The organism is Corallococcus aberystwythensis, assembly GCF_003612165.1.
In the GTDB taxonomy this organism is placed as follows: Bacteria; Myxococcota; Myxococcia; order Myxococcales; family Myxococcaceae; genus Corallococcus; species Corallococcus aberystwythensis.
In genome coordinates this window covers 1-22,062 of record NZ_RAWK01000108.1, presented here as the reverse complement: position 1 = coordinate 22,062, position 22,062 = coordinate 1, and the positions used below count along the sequence as shown (strand labels likewise).

Sequence of the window (22,062 nt, the reverse complement as noted above, 5' to 3'; positions counted from 1 at the left end):
TCAGTCCAGCTTGCTCTTCACCTGATCCAGGCTCACGGACGGATCCAGCACGGAGCTGAACTTCTTCTGCAGGTACGTCTTCGCCTGGCTGCGCAGGAGCATGCCGGGGTCGGTGCCCTCACCGGACACGGCCTTGTCCGTGATGGTGAAGCCGGCGTCCAGGTTGATGCCCATCACCTTGCCGGCGAGCTTCGCGCCCTCGTCTCCCTGCCAGTCGGACTTCACGCCGTACTTGCTGCCCCAGTACTGCAGGAGCAACTCGACGCGCTTCTTGACCTCGTCCTTGGGAAGGTTGTGGGGGACCTCGAACTTCAACGTGCCCATGGCGTGACTCCTGTACCGGCGAAAGGGGGTGCGTCCGAGCGGTTTAGTGACACCGGGCCGGAAAGGGAACCGCTGTCTTCAGGGGGATGTCCACCGGCGGCCTACCGGGCCGCCTTGCGGCGGGGCTTGCCCACCCTCGCGGGGGCCGGTTCCTCGGCCTCGGGAGCTCCGGCCGGGGTGCCCCAGCGCTCCAGGTACGGGTCCAGGTCGAACTTCTCCGCGGTGCGCAGCGAGCTCATGGGCCGCACCTTTCCAATCACCGGGCGCTCCTGGAAGGGCCGGTCGTGCAGCCCCAGGGCCCACATGAAGTTGGACACGCTCGCGGGGTCGCGGCCGTCCACCGCGTAGGTGTCGTTGAGCCGCGCGATGCGGGAGAGCGCCTCCTCCGGCGTGGGGCTCCACTCCAGGATCTTCTTCCCCCAGAGCATGCGCAGGTAGTTGTGGATCCGCCCGCGCTCCCGCAGCTCGCGCTGGGACGCGTTCCAGAGCGCGTCCTGCGTGCGGCCCTGCTCCAGGTCCTCGAACGAGTAGAGATGCGGGCGCGGATCCTTCCGGTGGCGCGACAGCGTCTCGCGCGCCCAGGCGGGCAGGGAGTCCACGCTCAGCTGCTTCGGACCGGGCGTGTGGAAGCAGTAGTTGAAGCCCAGCTCGCGGCGCACGAGGAGCTCCTCCACGAAGGACTGCACCGCCGGGTGGTCCTTGCCCTTCGCCGCGATGGCCGCGCGCGCCGCCTCGCCCGGGAAGAGGTTGCCCCAGTGGAAGAAGGGCGACAGGTTGGACTGCTGGCCCAGGCCCGGATCATTCCGGCCGGTGTCGTAGCCCTCCAGCCGTTCGTGGAGGAACGCGTCCAGGGCCTTGAGGCCCGCCTTGCGCCCCCCGCGTTCGGCCAGGGGCTTCACGGAATGATCCACCGCGAACGTGTCCAGCGCGGCCCGGGCCTTCACGGCGTCGGCGGGCTCGAAGTCCGGCTGGAGCTTCGCGCCGGACACGCGCGGCTTGCGCTTGGGCAGGGTGCGCTCCAGGTACTCCGGCCACAGCTTGCGCAGCTTGGGGCGCAGCGCGTACGCGCCCACCTGGGCCGCGGGGATGCGCTGCATGGGCACGACGCACGACGCGTCCACGGCGAAGAGCGGCACGCGCAGCGCCTTCGCCGCGCCGCGCAGGTGGCCCGGGATGATGTACGTGGGGAACAGGTCCGACACGACGGCCGCCGCGCGCTTGCCCAGGCTCGCGAGCCGGGGCTTGTGCTCCTTCGTCGTGCGCGGCAGCTCCAGCCAGTACGGCAGGCCTCGCGCGGCGCAGCCCTTCGCCATGTCCGCCATGCCCTCCAGCGCCCACGCGTGGAGCCGCTCCGACGCGTAGGGATGGTCCGGGCGGATGGCCTGGTAGACGACGACGGGCAGGCCCAGGTGGTTGCCCAGCGCGATGGCGGCATCCAGCGCGTGGTTCTCCTCCCAGCGATGGTTCACCATGCACCAGTAGAGGACGAAGTCGCGCTGGCCTGAGGGGAAGGGGGCCTCCTTCACGACCTGGACGCGGGAGGAATCGACACCGAGTTCGGACCACGAGATGCCTTCGGGCATGGGCCCGCGAGAATCTTCGACGCGCGGCGGAAAACCAACGCGCCCGCATCGGTTGTGGTTTTCTGCCGGACGGCCGGACCCAAGGAGCCCCTCGCGTGTCACATCGTCGAACCTGGAACCTCCCTGTCACCGTCCTCGCGGTCGCGCTGATGTTGCCGGGCCTCGCCCTGGCGCAGGCGGGTGGCACGGGCGTCTACCCGGCGCCGCAGCCGCCGCCTCCGCCCGCGCCGGGCATGTATCCCGCGCCGTCCTCGCAGGCCGAGCCGCAGGAGGAGCCGCGGCCCGCGACGCCCTCCACGGACGCCTACGGACAGCCACCTCCCGAGCAGCCGTCGGACACCGGCGCGTATCCGCCGCCCACGCAGGCCGCGCCGCGGGCGAACCCGGATGACACGCTGCCGCCCCCGGGCGACGCACCGCTCGCGCCGCCGGATCCGGACCGCCTGCGCACGGAGCCGCAGGCCCCGCTGACGGAAGGTCCGCAGGGCGTGCGCCAGGAGTCCACGCGGGACGAGTCCGTGACCACGGCCTCGCGCCTGCGTCCGCCTCCGGAGGACAACGGGGTGTTCCTGGACGGCCAGCGCCGCAGGGGGCCCTTCCTGTCCGGTCCCGGCAGCATGCGCTTCGTGCTGCACCACACGGCCATGGGCGCGATGGGCGGCTTCTTCACGCAGGCGTTCTCCAAGGACTTCAGCTTCGACCGCACCTCGCGCGAGGCCATGCTCGCGGGCACCCTCATTGGCGCGGGCCTGGGCTTCGGCGCTTCCGCGTGGTGGCAGTTCAACAACTGGGTTGACACGCCCATGGCGAACTTCAGCATCGTCAACTCGCTGGTGGGCGGCATGTTCATGGGGGGCTTCATGGACCTCATCACCCAGGACTCGGGCGTGCTCACCTGGGCCGCGTTCCTGGGCGCGGAGCTGGGGGCGTGGCTGACGGCGGGCATCGGCGGCGGGCAGCTGCCGCTCGCGGACGGCCTGCTGGTGGCCTCCGGCGCGGGCTGGGCGGCGGCGTACAGCGCGCTGTTCCTCGCCATCGTGCACTTCTCCGGCACGTCCATCTCCGGCAAGACGTGGAAGGACATGCTGCTCATCGCCCCGGGCGTGGGCGCGGGCGTGCTGGCGCTGTCGACCATGCGCTACAACCCGACGTCGTCGCAGATCCTCCGCGCGGACCTCTTCGGTGGCGGCGTGGGCGCGGCGGTGCTGCTCATCTCCGGCCTGGTGCTGGGCGGCTTCAACCAGTCCACCCCCTACGTGCTGTCCTTCCTGGGCTCCGCGGGCGCCATCACCACCGTGAGCCTCCTGTGGGAGGAGAGCGTGGACCGGTCCGCCATGCGCAGCTCGCGCGGCGCGAAGGACCGGCCCTACAAGAACGTCTGGTGGTAGACGGCCTGGAGGACGGGCGGGCAGGCGTCATGGCGCGCGGGAGGGGGCAGCACCACCTTTGCCCGGTATGGCGCGCGTCCTCCCGTTCTCGGCCCTCCTGACGTCGCTGGACTCCTCGCTGGAGCCCGGGGACGGTCCTCCTCGCGGAAACGCGGCCCCGCTGCCCGCACATGTGCGGCCCCTGCTGGAGGCCGCGAACCCGAGCGCGGAGCTGCGCCGGATGCGGGACTCGGGCGGGCTGTTGAAGGACGCACGTCCCGCCCTCTACGTCGTGGAGCTGCACGGCCCCGCGGGCCGGTTCTCCGGTCCTCCGGTGCGCTATCTGTTGTGTGCGCTGACGCCGGACGCGGTGCCGTCGCTGGAGCAGGACCCGTACCGGCCCCGCGCGTGGGAGGTGGAGCCCGCCGTCACCCTGGTGGCGGATGACCACGGCGCCCTCCGGGCCCTGCTGGCCGAAGCCGCCGAGCGCGGCATCTCCGTCTGGAAGGGGCAGTACGACGGCAGCCCGGTGTCGCTCCTGCGCATCGAGCCGTCCCCGGTGTCCAAGCGCCTGCAGGCGGTGCTGGACGAGGCCCCCATGCGGCCCCTGGCGGCCCTGAGCGAGCAGGGCCGGACGCTGGCCGCGGTGGTGCCGCTGTCCGAGCCGGGCCTGGAATTGTGCCCCATCCACCGTGCCCTCAAGGGCGTGGAGACCTTCCAGGAGGAGACCTTCCTCACGCTGGTGTCGGCCTACGCGCGCGTGACGGAGCTGGACGCGCCCCTCACCACACCGCAGGGGCTCTCCGCGGCGCGCGAGCGGCTGGCCACGCTGGTGCCCGGACAACATGCCGTCCTGCTGGTGCTGCCGGGCGGCCGGGGCCGCATCCTGCGCTTCCGGCAGGGGCTGGACCTGGCGCACCTGAAGGGCGCGCCGCGGAATCCCACGCTGCGCAGCCTGGACCTGGCGCTGCTCAACGCGCTGGTGCTGCGCACGGTGCTGGGCATCCAGGAACCGGAGGCGTCCGGACATCCTCAAGTCTTCCCGGTGCACGGCCTGGACACGCTGGTGGCGGGCGTGGAGGCCGGCACGTTCCAGGTGGGCTTCGCGCTCAACCCGCCGCCCGTGTGGGAGGTGAGGGCGGTGATGGAGGCCCAGGCCACCCTGCCGCCGCGCACCCTGCGCGTGGAGCCGCGCGTGCCCGCTGGCCTGCTCTTCCTGGATCCCGAAGCCTGACGGCCCCCCCGCGTGCGTGCGCTGACCGGCACCGCGCAGGACTGGCCCCACCGGGTGCGGCTGCGGTTGGAGCCCGGCCCGGGAGAAACGCTCGACGCCATCTGCGGCGGCGAGGTGCGGGTGCTCCAGCGGCGGCTGGGCTACCGCTTCACGTTGGATCCCGTGCTGCTGGCGCACTTCGCGGTGTTCGAGGCGGGGGCGCTCCGGGGGCGGCTGCTCGACCTGGGCACCGGGTGCGGCATCATCCCGCTGGTGCTGGCGCGGAGGCTGGGGCGCGCGGGCATCACCGCGTTGGAGCTGCAACCGGGCCTGTTCTCCCTGGCCGAGCGCAACGTGTACCTCAACCGCTGCGAGGGCGAGGTGACGCTGGTGCAGGGCGACCTGCGGCTCGTGGCGGAGACGTTCCCCGCGAGCAGCTTCGGCCACGTGCTGTGCAACCCGCCGTACCGCGCGCGCACCGCGGGCCAGAGCAACCTGTCCCTGGAGAAGGCGCTCGCGCGGCATGAGATTGCCTGCGAGCTGCCGGACGTGGTGCGCGCGGCGGCCTACCTGCTGGTGCCCCGGGGTGGGCTGTGCATGGTGTACCCGGCGTCGCGCTTCTGCGAGCTGGTGTCCGTGCTTCGCACGCTGCAACTGGAGCCGCGCACGGTGCGCATGGTGCATCCTCGCGCGGACCGGCCCGCGAAGCTGGTGTTGCTCCACGCGGTGAAGGGCGGCCGGCCGGACCTCACCGTGCTGCCGCCGCTCGTCGTCCACGCGGAGGAGGAAGCGGCCTTCACGGATGAAGTGAACGCGATGGTGGGCTGACGCACACCCGTGCGCTTTCGTTTCACCCCGGGTGGAGCGGGGCAGGGTAGACTCTCCGGCCTCGGGGGCGGGACCGGACGCCCCTTCTTTGCGAAGGCAGGGTGTGATGCGCGTGGACTTCCTCCGCGCCGTGCGATGGCGGCTCCGGGCCCTGCTGGCCTCGGCCCCGGTCGTGGGCTGCTGGGCCGTGGCGCTGGTGCTGCTGTCAGGCACGCGCGTCGGAGCGCAGACGCAGGCGGACCGGCTCTACCTGGGCTACAGCCTCTCCGGCGGCGGCTCGCTGGCGGCGGGCGGCGCCCACGTGAAGGAGCGGCGGAGCCTGGAGCTGCGCGTGCCGCTGCCGCCGGTCGTCCTGGGGCGCACGTACCTGTTGCCATCGGTGGGCTACGAGACGCGGTGGATGGGCGCGGAGGTGCCCTCCGTGGAGGACGCGGTGGAGCGGCAGTACCACCGCATCCAGCTGGGGCTCACGCTCATCCGGCCCGTGGCGCCGCGCTGGCTGGTGATCACCGGCGTGACGGGCAGCACGCGCACGGACTTCCAGTCCTCCTTCGACCTGACGCTGGACACGTCGTGGGTGGTGTTCGCGCTGGCCAGCCACCAGCTGGGGGACACGCCCGGCTTCGCGGTGACGTTTGGCGTGGTCGCGCTGTGGCCGTTCGACACGCTGCCGGTGATCCCCATCCTGAACGTGACCTACAACCGGGGCCCGTACATCGTGGAGGTGGGCCTGCCGCGACTCACGCTCCTGCGCAAGCTGGGCGACACGGTGGAGCTGGGGTTGGTGGGGGCGCTCGACATGCAGGTGCTGCGCACCCGCTTTGAACCGGAGCTGCAGGCCATGGGCGCAAGCTATCTGCGTGAGACGCAGGTCCGCGTGGGCCCCACGGTGAACGTCCACCTGGGCCGCGACCTGTGGCTGAGCTCGTCGGTGGGCCTGTCGTTGATCAACGACTACGCGCTGCTGGACCGCCAGCGAGACAGCCTGAAGGTCCCCGGGCTGGACATGGGGCCCGCGCCGTATGGCCGGGTGATTCTCGGCTGGCGTCCCGCGCGGCCCCAGGCGAAGGCGAAGAGCCCGCGCCCGGCGCCCTGACGCGGGCGGCCCGGTGTCCCGGCGTCTCCGCGAGGGACTCTCGTCCCGGAGCATGGACGGCGGGCTCCTTGCTGGCGAAGTCATGGACGGTGTCTCGCCCGGCGTTGATCTGGCATGGGCCTTGATAAGCACCCGGATCGGGACCGTCGCGCGAGCACTTGCGAGCGCCACGGTCTCTTTCCCCATGAAGGATTTCCCATGAAGCGTGCTGCAACGCTTGTCCTTGCCGCCAGCCTCGCCGTCTCCCCGCCCGCCTTCGCGACCGACCCTTTCCAGACGTCGTCGCGCGTCTCACTCACCCTCCCCCTCAATGAGTACTGGAACATCTATGGCCTGGGGTGGCACCTGACCGGAAGCGCCATCAACCCGGGAAATCTCAGCAATGACTCCTACGGGGGGATTCCTCCCTGGAGTGAGTGGGATGCGATGAAGTTCGCCTGGACCAATGACTACATCGCTCGCGACAAGGTGAAAGCCTTCGTCGAGGACCATAAGGTCAATGGGGTGTACACCCCGGTGAACCCCGTCCCGGTGCTTGTCCAGCCGACAGGGTATGTCTGGTCGTGGTCCCTTCATGAGGGCTGGCTGGACAACTGCGTGGTGGAGGGCAAGCCCGTCCCCCCGCGCTGCCTGGACTCCCATGCCCTGACGCGCTCCTTCCACTTCGATCAGGTGCCGGCGTACATCAATGGCATCCACATCCTCTACCTCTGGACGCGTGACGCGGCATTCCTGAACCTCATGCTTCCCCGCGCGGAAGTCGTCATGGACTCCTACATGCTGGGGACCATGCAGGGGGCGTCAGGGCTCCTGGTGACGCCCGGCAATACCAACAATGGCACCGCCACGGGCCGTCCCAGCACGTACATGGACCAGATCCGTTCGGGCCATAAGGACGGCTGGGTGAACGCTTCGTTCTACTCGGCGCTACGGGCCATGGGTGACCTGGAGGAGGCCGCGGGAAACCCCTCCAAGGCTCTGGCCTATCGCAACCGCGCCGCCAGTTTTCCCGCGCAGTACCGCGCCGAACTCTGGACGGGCAATCGCTACGCGGGTTGGCGTGACGTGAATGGCGTGCGGCATGACGCGGGCTACACCTATGTCAACCTGCCCGCGCTGGTCCGGGGGCTGCCCTCGCCAGCGGATGCGGACCGCGTCCTGGAGTGGCTGGATTCGCCCGTCGCGCCGAGCGAAGGGGGAGCGCGGAACGGCTCCACCTCCGCGTACCAGCATGTCTTCGCGCCCCGGTCCAACACGCTGCCGGTCACGACGGACGAGTGGGACCATTGGTCGAATCCTGATCCGGCGCCGGGCCATTCCGAGAAGGAACCCCGTGCCTACGGCACCCACTTCCAGAACGGCGGAACCTTCCTCTGGGTGGCCTACTACGACATCATGGCGCGGCTGCGTTACCGCCACGCGGATGACGCCATGGTGAAGTTCCAGCGGATGCTGACCCAGATGACGCGGGACGCATATCGGCTCACGTATGACGTCAAGGGCATGCCCTGGCATCCCGCGGTCCCGGAAGGGGACCCGGACCCGTACGCGCGCGGTATGAACTCCTTCGGGGAACTCAAGGACGAGGTGGGAACCAACGGTGAGTTCTCCGAGTCAGGTCTGAATGCCCTGACGATGCTCTATGGCTTCATGGGGGTGAGCGCGGACCTGCAGGGCCTGCACGTGAAACCGGAGATGCCCACGGCGCTGCTTCACGCCTCGGTGGCTGACGTGAACTACCGGGGCACGCTCCGGAGCATCCAGGTGATCCGGGGTGAGGCCGTCGCGCAGCAGGACCGTGAAGACACCCTGAATGACATCGCGACCGAGGTGGGCACCTCCTCGCTGACGCAGACGTTTTTCCCGGCGGCTGCCTTCAACGAAGTCGGCGTGCGCGTGGGCACCTACGCGGTGGACAGCGGCATGGAGTTCGACCTGTCGCTGGAGTCCTCCAGCAATCAGGGGGCGAGCTGGGCGCCCATCGTGACGCGACGTCTGTCTGGGGTTCAGAACAACGCGTGGGTGTATATGGCCGTGCCGCCGCAGCCCGCGAATGACTGGGTCTACCGCTTGACGATGCGGGCCCCCTCCAGCCCGCTGGCGTGGTGGCGCAACCAGGTCTCCACCGTGCCTGGCGTTGCCATCCAGGGGAGCACCATGCTCGACGGGGACTTCAGCTTCCGCGCGGTTCAGGCCCCACAAAGCGTGCTGCTCAGCCAGACGGGGGTGAGCGTGCCGGATACGCTGAACGGCACGCTGGGGCAGGTCTTCGACGCCGCCCAGCCCTTCGACCGGGCCACGCTGCGCATCGGCACCTACGTCACCAGCACGTCGGGCTTCACCGCGAAGCTCTTCCGCGACAACGGGGAGGGCTGGAAGTTGATGGCGAAGCAGACCTTCAAGAACGTCGTGGACAACTCGGACGTGCCGATGAACTTCGCGTCCATGAAGCCCGGCCGCTACTACCTGGAGATCGGCGACGAAGTGGGCTCCATCGCGTGGTACCGCGACAGCGCGAGCAACCTGGGGCCCACGTTCTGGGCGGCCCAGAATGGCATCTCTCAGCCAGGCAACCGCACCTTCCAGATCTTCCGCGGGCAGTACACCGTCAAGGTGCCGGAGCGGGGCGTGAGCACCCCCGTGCTCGCCGGAGACCGCTATACGATGAGCAACTAAAGCACCGCGTGCTCCGGGGAGCGGGTCTTCGCCGCTCCCCGGTTCGCGTCTACGGCGCGGGCTTCGCCTGCTCGGCGGCCTGGCGCTCCTCGCGGCACCAGGACAGCTGCTCCTGGAGGGTGGCCAGGGGCACCGCCAGCTCCAGCTTGAAGGACGAGCCGTCCGGCCGGACCTTCGCGAAGTCCAGCAGTTGGGCCAGGTCCTCCTTGCCCTCCGTCTGCGCCTTCATGCGCGCCATGGACAGCGCGCCGCCCAGGGACTTGCCCAGGTCCGTCATCTTGTCCGCGTCCAGGCCCGTCACGTTGGCCACCATGGCCACGTCGCCGCTGGTGTCCAGGTGCAGCTCCACGTTCTGGGCCACGTCCGTCAGCCGCTGCGCCAGCTCCGCCTGATCCGGGCCCAGGAACTTCGCCAGCGTCTCCACCGCCAGCACGCCGTACATCTCCCCGTAGGTGCTGTTCTCATCCAGCAGCGGCGGCCCGTCCTCCGCCCCGCGCCCGTCCATGCGGTCCAGCACCGTCTTCACGGAGTCCGGCGACTTGCCGAACACCAGCATCTGGTTGTTCCAGGTGCCCACCGATGTGTCCATGCGCCCGCGCTGCGTGCCGCCGTCCGGCAGGGTGAAGGTCGTGTCCCCCGCCTCGTACACACGCGCGCCCGGGCCGTGGTCGGACGCCACGCGCTCGCCCAGGAGCTCCTGGTACTTCGCCTTGCTGAAGTCGCCGGAGAGGATGACGCCCTCGTCGGTGATGACCAGCCGGTCCAGGTCCTGGAGCGGATCCACACCGCTCATCGCCTTGAACTGCTCCAGGTTCTTGCCGCCATCCCGCAGGAGGCAGTCCATCAGCAGCTCGCCCACGGGCGAGTAGCGCAGCGCGTTCGCCTCGATGACCACCGCCGTGCGGCCCGGGCCCCGGGGCAGCGCCGCGAGCAGCGGGTCTCGCGGCTTCATGGGCGAGGCCACGCCCGCGTCCACCGCCGCGGGCATCACCCAGGTGCGCCGCTTCTCCGCGCGCGCCAGGTCCTCCCCGCGCATGCGCCGGGGGAAGGCCACGTCCTTCTCTTCGGCGGGCGGCTTGTCGCCCTGGCCCGTGAACATCAGGACCGCGCCCGCGGCGAACAACAGCACGGCCCCCACCAGCCACACCCTCCTGCGTCCGCGCGATTCCATGACTCAGCAGTCCTTTCCCTCGAAGTGCCAGAAGCCCACGGAGAGCGCTCCCAGTCCGAACACCAGCACGCCGCCCAGCAACATCCCCAACGAGCCCTTCTCCAACGGCGTGGCGCTGGCCAGGTCCGCCGCGCGATTCGCCAGCGAGGACAGCCGGGGCAGCACCAGCGTCACCGCGTCGAACGCCGTGCGGCCGAAGCCCGCCTCCAGGTAGCGTGACACGTCCGCGCGGAAGCCCGCGAGGATGCCGCCCACCAGCAGCACGAAGCCCGCCGCGGAGCACAGGGCCGCGCTCCTCACCAGCGTCGCCGTGGTGAGCATCACCGCGTACACCGCCGCGAACCCCACGCACGCCAGCCCTCCAGCAATGAGCGGCCCCGCCGTCCAGTACCCCGCCTTCACGCCGAAGATGAGCGTCAGGCCTCCCGCGGCGTACACCGTGCCGCCCACGGCCAGCGTCATCACGCCCAGGAACGTGCCGGCCAGCAGGTGCCAGCGCTGGAGGGGCAGGGCGAGCAGATGTTCGATGCGGCCGGGCGACAGCAGCCCCGGCGCGAAGTCCGAGCACGCCACGATGCCGAAGAGGATGCCGCCGTAGAACACGAGGTACGCCGCCGCGCGGTAGACGGGCCGCAGCGCCACGTCCACGGACATGATGTTCGAGCGCATCACCTCGCCGAACAGGCGCGTCGCCGCGAGCGCCCCGTCCACCACCTCCAGCTTGAGGCTGAGCGCCACGGTGGCCAGCACCAGCGTCAGGCCCACCATGAAGGCCAGGATGAACTTGCGCGACGCCGCCTCGCGCAGCACATAGCCCGCGATGACGAAGACAGGGCTCTTCATGCCGCCACCCCCGGCCCGCCGACCGCGCCCAGGAGCACCGCCTCCAGGTCCGCGCCCTCGCGCTTGAGCTCCATCAAGAGCGCGCCACAGGCCCGCGCCCGGTCCAGCGCCGCGTTCAGCACCGCCACGTCCGCCGCGTCCACCGTGTACACGCCTTCCTCCCGGACGCCTCCCACCGGCGCGAAGCCCCCGGCCGCCAGCGCCGCCCGGTCCGCGCCGGGCGCGAAGCGCACGCGCCAGCGTGCCCCCGCCTTCGCCAATTCCTCCAGCCTTCCTTCGCGCAGCACGCGCCCGTCCGCGAGGATGGCCACGCGGTCACACACGCGCTCCGTCTCCGCCAGCAGGTGCGAGTTGAGGAACAGCGTCACGCCCTTCTGGACCTCCTCTTGGAGGATGCGGCGCACCTCCAGCCGGCCCATGGGGTCGATGCCGTCCGTGGGCTCGTCCAGGACGAGCAGCGCCGGATCTCCCAGCAGCGCCGCCGCCAGTCCCAGCCGCTGCCGCATGCCCTTGGAGTAGCCGCCGATGCGCCGGTCCAGCGCGTCCGAAAGCCCCACGCGCTCCAAGAGCCGCGCGAGCGCGGCCGTGTCCGGCTTGAGCCCCTTGAGCCTCGCCACGGTGGCCAGGAACGCGGGCGACTTCCACGTGCCGGGCAGGTGCAGCCGCTCCGGCAGGTAGCCGATGCGCGCGCGGATGGCTGGATCCTCCGGCGACCCGCCCAGCACGCGCACCGTCCCGGCCGTGGGCCGCACGATGCCGAGCACGCTCTTGATGAAGGTCGTCTTGCCCGCGCCGTTGGGGCCAATCAGCCCGAACGCGCTGCCCGCCGGGACGTGGAGGTCCATGCCCTTGAGGGCCTCATGGCCGCCGCGTCCGAACGCTCGGCGATACGTTTTTCGCAGGCCCTGCACTTCAAGGGCGGGAGGTGGGGTCGTCACGGTCAAGACTGTAGACGACCCGGTGGGGCGATGATTGCACCCGCATCGAACCCGGGGGAGGGACGGGCGGCCCTGCATGCGGGTTTCCCATTGCGTTCCCCTGTTCGCGCCGCTGGGAAAGGCCTTGCGCACCCGGAGCGCGCGTGGCGCGTTGCGAAACCCCGTCATTCCCGGACGTTGGACTCCTGGGTGTTCCAACGGTGTTCCTGGTCCAGCCCCTGCAATGCCTGTCCACGACCCGCGGGACCTGGATGCCACCCCCCGCGGACACAACACACAGGAGCCATGGGCATGACGTGGGCAAACGGGACCGAGCAGCAGCTTCAGGACGCGCGCCGTGAGCTGGAGGCGGCCGAGCGGGAGCTGGACACCGGGACCGAGGCGGCGCGGGTGCGCTACGCCCGGGCGCTGTACGAGGCGGACCTGGCCGGCCGACGGGCCGACCGCATGGCGCGTGATTCGCGCCGGCATCAGCTGACCTGGCGCCCCGTCGCCGGCTGAGCAGGCGGATTCGCGACGCGGAAGGGGTGAAGCGCGGGGCCTTGCGGTTTATACCGGCGACCCATGGCCCACCCCGTCCACCGTCCCCGCAGGCTGCGCCGCTCGGCGGCGCTCCGTGACATGGTGAGAGAGACACGCCTCTCCCCCACGGACTTCATCTATCCGCTGTTCGTCGTGGAAGGCCGGGACGTGCGCCGTCCCATCTCCTCCATGCCGGGCATCTTCAACCTCTCGTTGGAGCACGCGGTGAAGGAGGCAAAGCTCGCGAAGTCGCTGGGCGTGCCCGCCGTCATCCTCTTCGGCATCCCGGACCACAAGGACGCGCGCGGCACCCAGGCGTACGCGACGGACGGCATCGTCCAGCGCGCCATCCGGGAGATCAAGGCCGCGGAGCCGGACCTCCAGGTCATCGCGGACGTGTGCCTGTGCGAGTACACCGACCACGGCCACTGCGGCGTGCTGGACGGCAACCACGTGGCCAACGACGCCACGCTGCCCCTGCTGGCCCAGATGGCCGTCACGTGCGCGCAGGCGGGCGCGGACATCATCGCCCCCTCGGACATGATGGACGGCCGCATCGGAGCCATCCGCAAGGCGCTGGACGAGGTGAAGCACCAGGACACGCCCATCATGGCGTACTCGGCGAAGTACGCCTCCGGCTTCTACGGCCCCTTCCGTGAGGCCGCGCAGAGCACGCCGCAGTTCGGCGACCGGCGCGGCTACCAGATGGACCCCGGCAACGTGCGCGAGGCCATCCGCGAGACGGCGCTGGACGTGGACGAGGGCGCGGACTTCATCATGGTGAAGCCGGCGCTGTCGTACCTGGACGTCATCCGCGCGCTGCGGGAGAACTTCGACCTGCCGCTCGCCGCGTACAACGTCTCCGGCGAGTACGCGATGCTCAAGGCCGCCGGGCAGAACGGGTGGGTGGACTACGAGCGCGTGATGCTGGAGGTCCTCACCTCCATCAAGCGCGCCGGCGCCGACCTGGTCATCACCTACCACGCCCTGGAAGCGGCCAAGCTCCTCTAGGCGACACCCGGGCAGCCGTGTTCGGCGGAAGGCTTGATCGCTTCCGCCGCTTGCGCCCAAATGGTCCCCACCACGATGCCCACCCAGAAGAAGCGGCCCGGACGCAGAACCGAGAAGCCTCCGCCACGACGTGGCGCCTCGCGGCCCCAGGCCCAGGCACCCCGCAAGGGCCGGGTCCAGCGCCCCGGGAAGGGCCGCGCTCCGGTGGTCCGTGAGCCGGGACCGTTGCAGTACAAAGTGGTGGAGCTGTCCACGGTGGACGAGGGCGCGCTGGAGCGCACCTTGAACGAGTGGACGGCCAAGGGCTGGAACCTGGACGGCGTGCAGTTCGCGATGCGCGAGTCCTCCAAGCGCCCGGCCATGGCCTTCGTCTTCTTCACCCGCGAAGGCGAGGCCGCGCGGCACGACGAGGACGACGCGCGGCAGAAGCTCTTGCGCATGTCGGAAGGCGGCAGCCCCACGGCCCAGCTCGCGGCGGAGCACGCCGGTGAGCACGCGCAGACGGTGGTGCCCTTCGTCCACCCGCTGTCCGCGCACCAGCGGCTGGCGAAGCTCGCCGGGCTGGATGAGCCGGAGCCCACCGAAGAGGGCCTCACGCTGGAGCCCGAGGAGTGAGCGCCGCCCCCGAACGCAGCCTCATGGCGACGGAGCGGAGCGCTCCCCGCGTACTGCGGCTGGTGCAGGAGGACGCGGAGCCGGATTCGCCCTACCCGAAGGCGTCGCTGCTCCTGCGGCTGGGCGCGCGGGTCATCGACTGCGCGGTGGCCTGGGGCCTGTACGTGGTGTGCGGCGCGGCGGGCGCGGTGGTGGCGCTGCTGTTCCTGCTGCTCGCGGACGGGATGCTCCAGGGGCAGAGCGTGGGCAAGCGCATCTGCGGCGTGAAGGTGATGCACCTGCCCACGCGCTCGGCCGCACGCCACCGCGACAGCACGCTTCGCAACGCGCCGCTCGCGCTGGTGGTGCTGCTGAGCATGATGCCCGCGCCGCAGGGCGTGGTGGCCGCCCTGGCGGGCTTCGTGGTGATTGGCGGCGTGGAGGCGTGGCGCGTGCTGGCCGATCCGCTGGGCCTGCGGCTGGGGGACACCTGGGCGCAGACGCAGGTGGTGGACGGGAAGGTTGTCGCGGGGGCGACGGTTGCAGCCCGCACGCCGGTGGCCGCCACGCGCGCCCCGGGTCGTTTGATGTCGGCGGCGAAAGTGCGCCGCGGCAAGGCGTTCAGGAAAGGGAGACGGGGTAAGCCATGCGCATCGCGCTGACCTACAACCTGCGGCTTTCGGACTCGGAAGAAGAGGCGGAGTTCGACACGCAGGAGACGGTGAACACGCTGGCGGGAGCCATCGAGCGGCTGGGCCACCGCCTGGAGCGCTTCGAGGTGAGCGGCCCCGCGTCGCGCACCGTCGCCCGCCTGGAGGCGTACAGCCCGGACCTCATCTTCAACACGGCGGAGGGCCGCCGTGGCCGCTTCCGTGAGGCGTTCTACCCGGCGCTCTTCGACGAGTTGGGCTTCGCCTACACGGGCTCGGACGCGTACGCGCTGGCGCTCACGCTGGACAAGCAGCTCACGAAGCTCATCCTGTCCAAGCACGGCATCCGCACGCCGGGCTGGCAGTACGTGGAGAAGCTCAGCGAGCTGACGGCGGAGAACCTGCACTTCCCCGTCATCGTGAAGCCCAACTTCGAGGGCTCCTCCAAGGGCATCACCCAGGACTCCGTCGCGGAGACGCTGGAGCAGGTGCGCGAGAAGGTGGCGAAGGCGCTGGAGAAGTACCCGGCGGGCGTGCTGGTGGAGGAGTACATCAGCGGGCGCGACCTCACGGTGCCGTTCCTGGCCGCGGTGGACAACGACTTCGACGGCGTGCTCGCGCCGGTGGAGTACGTCATCGACCCGGAGGCGTCAGCGGGCCGCAAGTACGCCATCTACGACTACGAATTGAAGACGCGCCGGGAGAAGGCCGTGTCCGTGCGCGCCCCCGCGAACATCCCGGCGAAGATGTCCGAGGACGTCCGCACCATGGCGCAGAAGATCCTCCAGGTGCTGGACTGCCGCGACCTGGGCCGGCTGGACTTCCGCGTGTCCGACGCGGGCGTGCCGTACTTCCTGGAGATCAACGCGCTGCCCAGCCTGGAGCCGGGAGCGGGCATCTACGCCGCGGCGGAGCTGGAAGGGCTGCACCTGGACGGGGTCATCAACTCCATCATCCAGAGCGCCGGCAAGCGCCACAAGATCCGCGACAACAAGAGCCGCCAGGGCAAGCCCGCGCGCAAGTCCGGACCGCTGCGCGTGGGCTTCAGCTTCAACGTGAAGCGCGTGAAGCCCAGCGCCACGGCGGAGACGGTGCAGGAGGACAGCGAGGCCGAGTACGACTCGCCCAACACCCTCCAGGCCATCCGCGAGGCGATTGCGTCGTGGGGCCACGAGGTCATCGACCTGGAGGCCACGGCGGAGCTGCCCACGGTGCTCTCCAGCACGCCCCTGGACGTCGTCTTCAACATCGCGGAAGGGTTCAAGGGCCGCAACCGCGAGAGCCAGGTGCCCGCGATGCTGGAGCTCCTGGACATCCCGTACACGGGCTCCGACCCCGCGACGCTGTCGCTCGCGTTGGACAAGGCGCTGGCGAAGAAGATCGTCCGTCAGGCGGGCATCCTCACGCCCAACTTCCAGCTGATGGTCACGGGCAAGGAGCGCCTCAACAAGGAGTTCACCTCCTTCCCGCTCATCGTGAAGCCGGTGGCGGAGGGCAGCTCCAAGGGCGTCGTCACCAAGAGCGTCTGCTACTCCGAGACGGAGCTGCGCGACGTGGTGAAGGAGATCGCCGGCAAGTACCAGCAGCCCGCGCTGATTGAAGAGTACATCGGCGGCCGTGAGTTCACGGTGGGCCTGTTGGGCGAGCGCCGCCCGCGCGTGCTGCCGCCCATGGAGATCGTCTTCCTGGACAAGGCGGAGAAGAACCCCGTCTACAGCTTCCAGCACAAGCTGGATTGGACGGATCGCATCCGCTACGACGCGCCCGCGAAGATTGAACCGGCGCTCTTGGAGAAGCTGCGCACGGCGGCGCGCAACTCGTTCATGGCGCTGGGGTGCCGCGACGTGGCGCGCATCGACTTCCGCATGGACGACAAGGGGCGCATCTACTTCATCGAGTGCAACCCGCTGCCCGGCCTCACGCCCGGCTGGAGCGACCTGGTGCTCATCGCGGCGGGGGCCGGCATGGACTACCGGACGCTGATTGGGGAGATCATGGCCCCCGCGATCCGCCGCTACAAGGAGCGCGAGGCGCGCCGGGCCCAGACGGAGCACCCGTCCGGCACCGCCACGCCGCCGCTCAATAAAGTAGTGCAGCGGATCGAAGAACAGACCGCGCAGGCCAATGCCTCGGGCGCTTCGGAAGGCACGCCGGGCCCGCGTCCGGAGCTCAAGTCCTGAGCTGGCGCTGAAGCGCGGGCAGGGAAGGGGACGGTGCCCGGAAGGCGCCGTCCCCGGTTCATGTCAGCCGTCGTTGAGGGCCTGCGCCCAGCCCTTCTCGAAGTTGTCGTGGTACGCCTGCCACAGCGTGTCCGAGTAGAACTTCACCAGGTTCTCGTCGTTGTAGCGCAGCGAGTTCTTGGACAGGTTGTGCGAGCCCGTCAGCACCATCTTGCGCACCGTCCCGTTGAAGTTGCCGGAGTAGACGAAGTGCTTGCTGTGCGTGAGCACCTCGCGCGGCGTGCCGTCGCTCGTCTTCACGTTGTTGGCGGAGACGTCGTACAGCTGGCGCAGGGTGATGTTCTTCGCGCCGGTGAGCTTCGTTTTGATGCCCGCGTCCATGTCCGTGTAGAGCACGCGCACGCGGCAGCCCAGCTTGCCAATGCGCACCAGCTCCGTGGCCACGATTTCGCGGCTGTCGTTGAAGTGGTTCTGGTTCACGTCCAGCGTGCAGCCGGACACGTAGGTCTTGATGTAGTCCGTGAAGTTGTTCGTCACGGTGTCGCTGGACAGCTCGTTGTCGTTGCCCGTGCGCGGGAAGAAGTACGCGGTCCACGGCGCGTTGGGGGAGCTGTAGTAGCCCTGGCCCGTCGAGGGGTTGTAGTAGTCCGTCGTCTTCGTGCCGCCGCGCAGGTCGTTGTGGTAGCCGACCCAGTAGTCGTACCAGTCCCAGTCCTCGTAGCTGACGACCATGTCGTTCCAGTAGTTGTTCTGGGAGTAGGTGTTGTTCCACGACCCCTGCACCACCACGCGCTGGATGCGGTTGCCCTGCGGATCCGTGGTGGTGGAGAAGGTGAAGATCTTGTCGTGCATGATGGTGCCCGAGCGGTCGAAGCCCGCGATGCACGCACTGCCCGCGCCCGTGCCGTTGCACCGCGTGAGCTCCAGCCGCGTCGCGTCCGGGCACGCCGCCGCCGGGGGCACGTAGCTGCTGATGTCGTGGATGACGCCGCCGGAGGCGAACTCCGAGGCGGCACCGCCGTTCTGCTCGTCCACCACCAGCCGCACGATGACGCCCCGGCACAGCGCTGACTTGATGGCCGCGTTCAGGTGGTCCGTCGTCCACAGGAACATCGCGATGCGGATGTATGAACCCTTGGGGCTGTTGTCGATGAGCCGGACGACTTCATCCTTGATGCGGTAGTCGCGCGTGCCCGTGTTGTCCGGCTGGTTGAACACGACGTAGAGCCCGGGCACGTTCGTCGCGCCCTGGGCCTGCGCCGCCAGGTTCGGATCCGTCTGCGCCTCGGGCTGACAGCCCACCAGCGCCACCACCAGTCCTGCCACTGCGAGCAGCCGTTTCATGACCTGCCTCCGTTTCTCCGTTTCCAACCATTTAAGCTGAAATGGTATGAAAAGCAGAGAAAGCGGGAGTCAGTGTCACTTCGCGGGCGCGAAGCCGCCGTGGAAGGTCGGGGGCAGGGCGTGGTCGAAGTGGCAGCGTGCCACGGGGCCGTCCTCCATCCGGCGCGCGTCCAGCACGGCGACGTAGGACGCATCCGCCTTCGCGTCGTAGACCTGGGTGAGCACCCAGCCGTCGTCCTCGGCGGTGGCGCCGGGGCGGGGGACGAAGAGGGGCTCGGAGGGGTAGGCATCTCCGCCCAGGTCCGCCGTCGTCATGCGGCCCGTGGCCACGTCCATCCGCGCCACGCCGTTGAACAGGCCGCGCCGCGCCTCGTTGCTCCGGTGCACGCCCAGGTAGAGCGTCCCGTGCGCGCGGCCCACGACGCCGGGCGCCACGCGGGGGAACTCGCAGCTGACGTCCAGCCGCTGCTCTGAGCGGAAGGTGCCCGCCTTCACGTCCACCACCGCCCGGTGCAGCATGCCCTGCGCGTCGGTGGACGTGGTGCCGCGCACCAGCTCACCCAGCCACTGGTTCGTCGTGAAGTCGGGGTAGCGCACGTAGTCCACCACCAGCGTGTCGCCCTCCTCGTAGGCGTTGGCGAAGTGCCACGTGTAGAAGGCGTCCGTCTGGATGCGCACCGGGTGCTCCACGTCGTCAATGGGCACCACCAGCACCTCCGTGCCCGCCTCCGGCTTCCACCGCAGGTTCTCCGAGTACGAGCCCACCTGCAGCAGCGCGCGGAAGAGGTTGAGGCGCAGCGGTGACAGGAAGAAGACGAGGTAGCGGTCCGTGGCGATGAAGTCGTGCACCATGGTCGCGCCCGGCAGCTTCACCGAGCCCAGCCGCTGGGCCTTGCCGCCGTCCGGCAGGGCGAAGATGTCCGCCAGCGTGTACCGGCCGTAGCGGACGCCGAAGTTGTAGGACGCCTTGCGCGACGGCACGCGGTGCGGGTGCGCGGAGAACGTCTCCACCACCGTGCCGTCGAAGTCCGTCTCGCCCAGCGTGGACAGGTCCTCCGGGGACACCTCCACCGGCACGCTGCCCTCGAAGAGCGCGTAGAGCTTGCCGTTCCACGCCATCACGGACGTGTTCGCGGAGTTCTTGCGCGCCTGTCGCAGCTTGTGCAGCAGCGGCGTGGGTGTGCCGTAGCCGCCGTAGCGCTGCGAGGACGCCTCGCGCTCCGCGACCATGGTGGGCGAGTCCAACAGCCGCGACGCCCCCTTCACCCCGTCCTCACCGAAGCGCACGCCCAACATCCCGCCGTCGCCGTCGAACCAGTGCTGGTAGGGCCGGCCGTGCACGTCGAACGTCCACGGCCCCACCCGGTACAGCGAGCCGCGCAGCCCTTCCGGCACCTGGCCCTCCACCCGCAGCGGCTCGAAGCCGTGCTGGCGGGGAAGCGTGCGGAACGCCCGCAGCCAGCCCGGCGCGGAGGAGGACATCGTCTGCTTCGTCGCGGTCGTCATGACGGCTCCCTTTCCAGTGCAACGTCCGGGCGCGGGAGGAACCCCGTGCCGCCCATCTTGTAGACACTGTAAACATCGCATGTTGTCGCTGTCAACATGGATGTTGACGCTGGCAACTTCAGCCGGTGGATGGTCAAGTCACGCGGGCGGCAGTGGGCGGATGCGGAGGCACGGACGGTGGCGACGAAGGGCAAGCGGAAGCAGGCGGTGGAGGCCCCCGAGGACAAGGGGCGCTATCACCATGGAGACCTGCGCCAGGCGCTGGTGGACGCGGCGGTGGGGCTCATCGCCGAGGAGGGCTTCGGCGCGCTGACGCTGCGGGAGGTGGCCCGGCGGGCGGGCGTCACCCACGCCGCGCCCTACCGGCACTTCGCGGACAAGGAGGCGCTCCTGGAGGCGGTGGCGCACGAGGGCTTCCGCGCCATGGCGCGCGAGATGCGTGAGCGCATGGCCCCCGAAACCGGACCCCTGGAACGGCTGTACGCGGCGGGTGAGGCCTACGTGCTGTTCGCGGTGCGCCACCCGCCGCACTTCCGGGTGATGTTCGGCCCGCACTTCACCCGGCCCATGTCACCGCCTCCCGAGCCGGAGGGAGAGCAGGGCGCCTTCACGCTGCTGGTCAGCACCATCGAGGCCGCGCAGGCTGCGGGGCTCCTGCGCGCGGGCGAGTCACGGTCTCTCACGCTTACCGCGTGGTCACTCGTGCACGGGCTCGCTTCGCTGTTCGTGGACCGGCAGCTGGGCGAATCCCCCCAGGGCGTGGAGGGCGCGGAGGCGCTCGCCCGCGTGCAGACGCGGCTGCTCGTCGAAGGGATGAAACCCCCCGCGCGCGGCTGAACCTGCGCGAGACAGTCGGTAGGGAAGCAGGGTTGACCGTCGGGGATTGTCGGGTACGGTCGGCGCCATGGTGCGGATACCGGAAGAGAATGGGCCGAGGGTGCGGGCGCGGGAGCTGGGGCTGCCGCTGGGGCGCTTCAAGCCGGGGAAGTACAATGCCATCACCGACGTGGAAGGCGTGCTGGTGGGGCACACGACGATCATCGAAGGCTCGGGCCCGCTGCGGCCCGGCTTCGGTCCGGTGCGCACGGGCGTCACGGCCATCCTGCCCAACCTGGGCAACATCTTCATGGAACGCATGAGCGGGGGCGGCTTCGTGCTCAACGGCGCGGGCGAGGTCTCCGGCATGACGCAGCTGATGGAGTGGGGCCTCATCGAAACGCCCATCCTCCTCACCAACACCATGGCCGTGGGCGCCGTGTCCGACGGCGTGGCCAACTACCTGGTCCAGCGCTACCCCGGCATCGGCGACGAGCACGACGTCATCATCCCCGTGGTGGGCGAGTGCGACGACTCGTGGCTCAACGACATCTCCGGCCGCCACGTGCGCCAGGAGCACGTCGTCGCCGCCATCGACGCCGCGAAGTCCGGCCCGGTGCAGGAGGGCAACGTCGGCGGCGGCACCGGCATGGTGACGTGCGACTTCAAGGCCGGCATCGGCACGTCGTCGCGCAAGCTGCCGGAGGTGCTGGGCGGCTACACGCTGGGCGTGCTCGTCATGTCCAACTTCGGGAAGATGCACAACCTGCGCGTGGGCGGCCTGCCGGTGGGCGAGGTCCTGGTGGAGAAGTTCAAGAACACCCCCCACCGCGGCAAGTCCTACGGCTCCATCATCGCCGTCGTCGCCACGGACGCGCCGCTCCTGAGCCATCAGATCAACCGCCTCTGCAAGCGCGTGGGCCTGGGCATCGGCCGGGTAGGCAGCTACGCGGCGCACGGCTCCGGTGAGATTGTCGTGGGCTTCTCCACCGCGAACATCATCCCCAGGCGCACCCAGAAGATGGTCTACAAGATGAAGATCCTCCTGGATCAGCGCCTGGACCCCCTCTACGAGGCCGTGATGGAGGCCACGGAGGAGGCCATCCTCAACGCCATGTGCATGGCGGAGCCCATGACGGGGGTGAACGACAACTACTCGCCCGCGCTGCCCCTGGACGAGGTCCGCCGCTTCGTGGACGCCTGCCGCCCCATCTTCGCCTCGGTGAAGAAGCGCCCCCACCAGACGAGCGTGCCTGCCTCCAAGGAGCGCCCCAGCGATGAGGACCGGGAGGGGGAGGTGACGCTGGGCTCGGCCCTGCCCACCCAGGTGCGGGGGGCGGAGGGTATTCCCTTCCCGACCCGTCCGGCCCCCAACGAGCCCCCCCTGGACGGGCCTCCTG

General features: G+C 69.9%; 19 protein-coding genes. 12 read left to right on the top strand and 7 right to left on the bottom strand.

The features are described from left to right. Positions 1 to 324: a polyhydroxyalkanoic acid system family protein gene (locus D7W81_RS19040; RefSeq protein ID WP_120556814.1), complete on the bottom strand. Its 324-nt coding sequence runs from the start codon at positions 322 to 324 to the stop codon at positions 1 to 3. Between the two features lie 101 nt (positions 325 to 425). Beyond that, positions 426 to 1,907: a deoxyribodipyrimidine photo-lyase gene (locus D7W81_RS19035; RefSeq protein WP_120556813.1), complete on the bottom strand. Its 1,482-nt coding sequence runs from the start codon at positions 1,905 to 1,907 to the stop codon at positions 426 to 428. Positions 1,908 to 2,002: 95 nt separating this feature from the next. Here D7W81_RS19035 and D7W81_RS19030 point away from each other — a divergent pair, with 95 nt between their 5' ends. The 5 genes from D7W81_RS19030 (at position 2,003) to D7W81_RS19010 (ending at position 9,087) form a co-directional block, all read left to right on the top strand. Next, a complete protein-coding gene (locus D7W81_RS19030; RefSeq protein ID WP_208721368.1) occupies positions 2,003 to 3,295 on the top strand; it encodes a hypothetical protein in 1,293 nt (430 codons plus the stop codon). A 67-nt stretch (positions 3,296 to 3,362) separates the two neighbouring features. Further along, on the top strand, positions 3,363 to 4,508 hold the full coding sequence (locus D7W81_RS19025) for a DUF1015 family protein (RefSeq protein ID WP_120556811.1): 1,146 nt from the start codon (positions 3,363 to 3,365) through the stop codon (positions 4,506 to 4,508). Between the two features lie 12 nt (positions 4,509 to 4,520). After that, positions 4,521 to 5,315, top strand: a complete 795-nt coding sequence (locus tag D7W81_RS19020; protein WP_120556810.1) for a tRNA1(Val) (adenine(37)-N6)-methyltransferase — start codon at positions 4,521 to 4,523, stop codon at positions 5,313 to 5,315. Between the two features lie 106 nt (positions 5,316 to 5,421). Continuing rightward, complete coding sequence (locus D7W81_RS19015; protein WP_120556809.1) at positions 5,422 to 6,411, top strand: DUF6268 family outer membrane beta-barrel protein; 990 nt, start codon at positions 5,422 to 5,424, stop codon at positions 6,409 to 6,411. 198 nt (positions 6,412 to 6,609) lie between these two features. Next, the gene (locus D7W81_RS19010) at positions 6,610 to 9,087 is read left to right on the top strand and encodes a glucosidase family protein (RefSeq protein ID WP_120556808.1); all 2,478 of its coding nucleotides are present in this window, start codon (positions 6,610 to 6,612) and stop codon (positions 9,085 to 9,087) included. Between the two features lie 49 nt (positions 9,088 to 9,136). Here the strand turns inward: D7W81_RS19010 and D7W81_RS19005 are convergent, their stop codons facing one another. From D7W81_RS19005 to D7W81_RS18995, 3 genes are read right to left on the bottom strand one after another with little or no spacing between them, the layout of a single operon-like run. Beyond that, on the bottom strand, positions 9,137 to 10,258 hold the full coding sequence (locus tag D7W81_RS19005) for a hypothetical protein (protein ID WP_120556807.1): 1,122 nt from the start codon (positions 10,256 to 10,258) through the stop codon (positions 9,137 to 9,139). Between the two features lie 3 nt (positions 10,259 to 10,261). Then, complete coding sequence (locus tag D7W81_RS19000; RefSeq protein ID WP_120556806.1) at positions 10,262 to 11,101, bottom strand: ABC-2 transporter permease; 840 nt, start codon at positions 11,099 to 11,101, stop codon at positions 10,262 to 10,264. Next, the gene (locus tag D7W81_RS18995; protein ID WP_244227289.1) at positions 11,098 to 11,946 is read right to left on the bottom strand and encodes an ABC transporter ATP-binding protein; all 849 of its coding nucleotides are present in this window, start codon (positions 11,944 to 11,946) and stop codon (positions 11,098 to 11,100) included. Before D7W81_RS18995 ends, D7W81_RS19000 begins: the two co-directional genes overlap by 4 nt. A 384-nt stretch (positions 11,947 to 12,330) precedes the next feature. Between D7W81_RS18995 and D7W81_RS18990 the strand changes: the two genes are divergently transcribed. From D7W81_RS18990 to D7W81_RS18970, 5 genes are all read left to right on the top strand, one after another. Continuing rightward, positions 12,331 to 12,540: a hypothetical protein gene (locus D7W81_RS18990; RefSeq protein WP_120529209.1), complete on the top strand. Its 210-nt coding sequence runs from the start codon at positions 12,331 to 12,333 to the stop codon at positions 12,538 to 12,540. A 120-nt stretch (positions 12,541 to 12,660) separates the two neighbouring features. Next, positions 12,661 to 13,572 carry a porphobilinogen synthase gene (gene hemB / locus D7W81_RS18985; RefSeq protein WP_497747174.1) on the top strand — a complete coding sequence of 304 codons (912 nt, stop codon included), beginning with the start codon at positions 12,661 to 12,663 and terminating at the stop codon, positions 13,570 to 13,572. Between the two features lie 225 nt (positions 13,573 to 13,797). Further along, positions 13,798 to 14,187, top strand: a complete 390-nt coding sequence (gene sglS / locus D7W81_RS18980) for a type IV pili motility protein SglS (protein ID WP_244227288.1) — start codon at positions 13,798 to 13,800, stop codon at positions 14,185 to 14,187. A 23-nt stretch (positions 14,188 to 14,210) separates the two neighbouring features. Beyond that, positions 14,211 to 14,828 carry an RDD family protein gene (locus D7W81_RS18975; protein WP_120556804.1) on the top strand — a complete coding sequence of 206 codons (618 nt, stop codon included), beginning with the start codon at positions 14,211 to 14,213 and terminating at the stop codon, positions 14,826 to 14,828. Then, positions 14,813 to 16,996, top strand: a complete 2,184-nt coding sequence (locus D7W81_RS18970; RefSeq protein ID WP_120556803.1) for a D-alanine--D-alanine ligase family protein — start codon at positions 14,813 to 14,815, stop codon at positions 16,994 to 16,996. The genes D7W81_RS18975 and D7W81_RS18970 overlap by 16 nt, the downstream gene beginning before the upstream one ends. A gap of 63 nt (positions 16,997 to 17,059) precedes the next feature. On the opposite strand, the gene D7W81_RS18965 is transcribed toward D7W81_RS18970, so the two are convergent. Both D7W81_RS18965 and D7W81_RS18960 read right to left on the bottom strand, forming a co-directional pair. Continuing rightward, complete coding sequence (locus D7W81_RS18965; RefSeq protein ID WP_120556802.1) at positions 17,060 to 18,340, bottom strand: phospholipase D-like domain-containing protein; 1,281 nt, start codon at positions 18,338 to 18,340, stop codon at positions 17,060 to 17,062. Between the two features lie 75 nt (positions 18,341 to 18,415). Then, a complete protein-coding gene (locus D7W81_RS18960; RefSeq protein WP_120556801.1) occupies positions 18,416 to 19,846 on the bottom strand; it encodes a carotenoid oxygenase family protein in 1,431 nt (476 codons plus the stop codon). A 96-nt stretch (positions 19,847 to 19,942) separates the two neighbouring features. On the opposite strand from D7W81_RS18960, the gene D7W81_RS18955 reads away from it, so the two are divergent. Beyond that, on the top strand, positions 19,943 to 20,683 hold the full coding sequence (locus D7W81_RS18955; RefSeq protein ID WP_244227287.1) for a TetR/AcrR family transcriptional regulator: 741 nt from the start codon (positions 19,943 to 19,945) through the stop codon (positions 20,681 to 20,683). A gap of 67 nt (positions 20,684 to 20,750) precedes the next feature. Beyond that, positions 20,751 to 22,062 (top strand): DmpA family aminopeptidase (locus tag D7W81_RS18950; protein ID WP_120556818.1); only part of this gene is annotated, 1,312 nt, incomplete at its 3' end.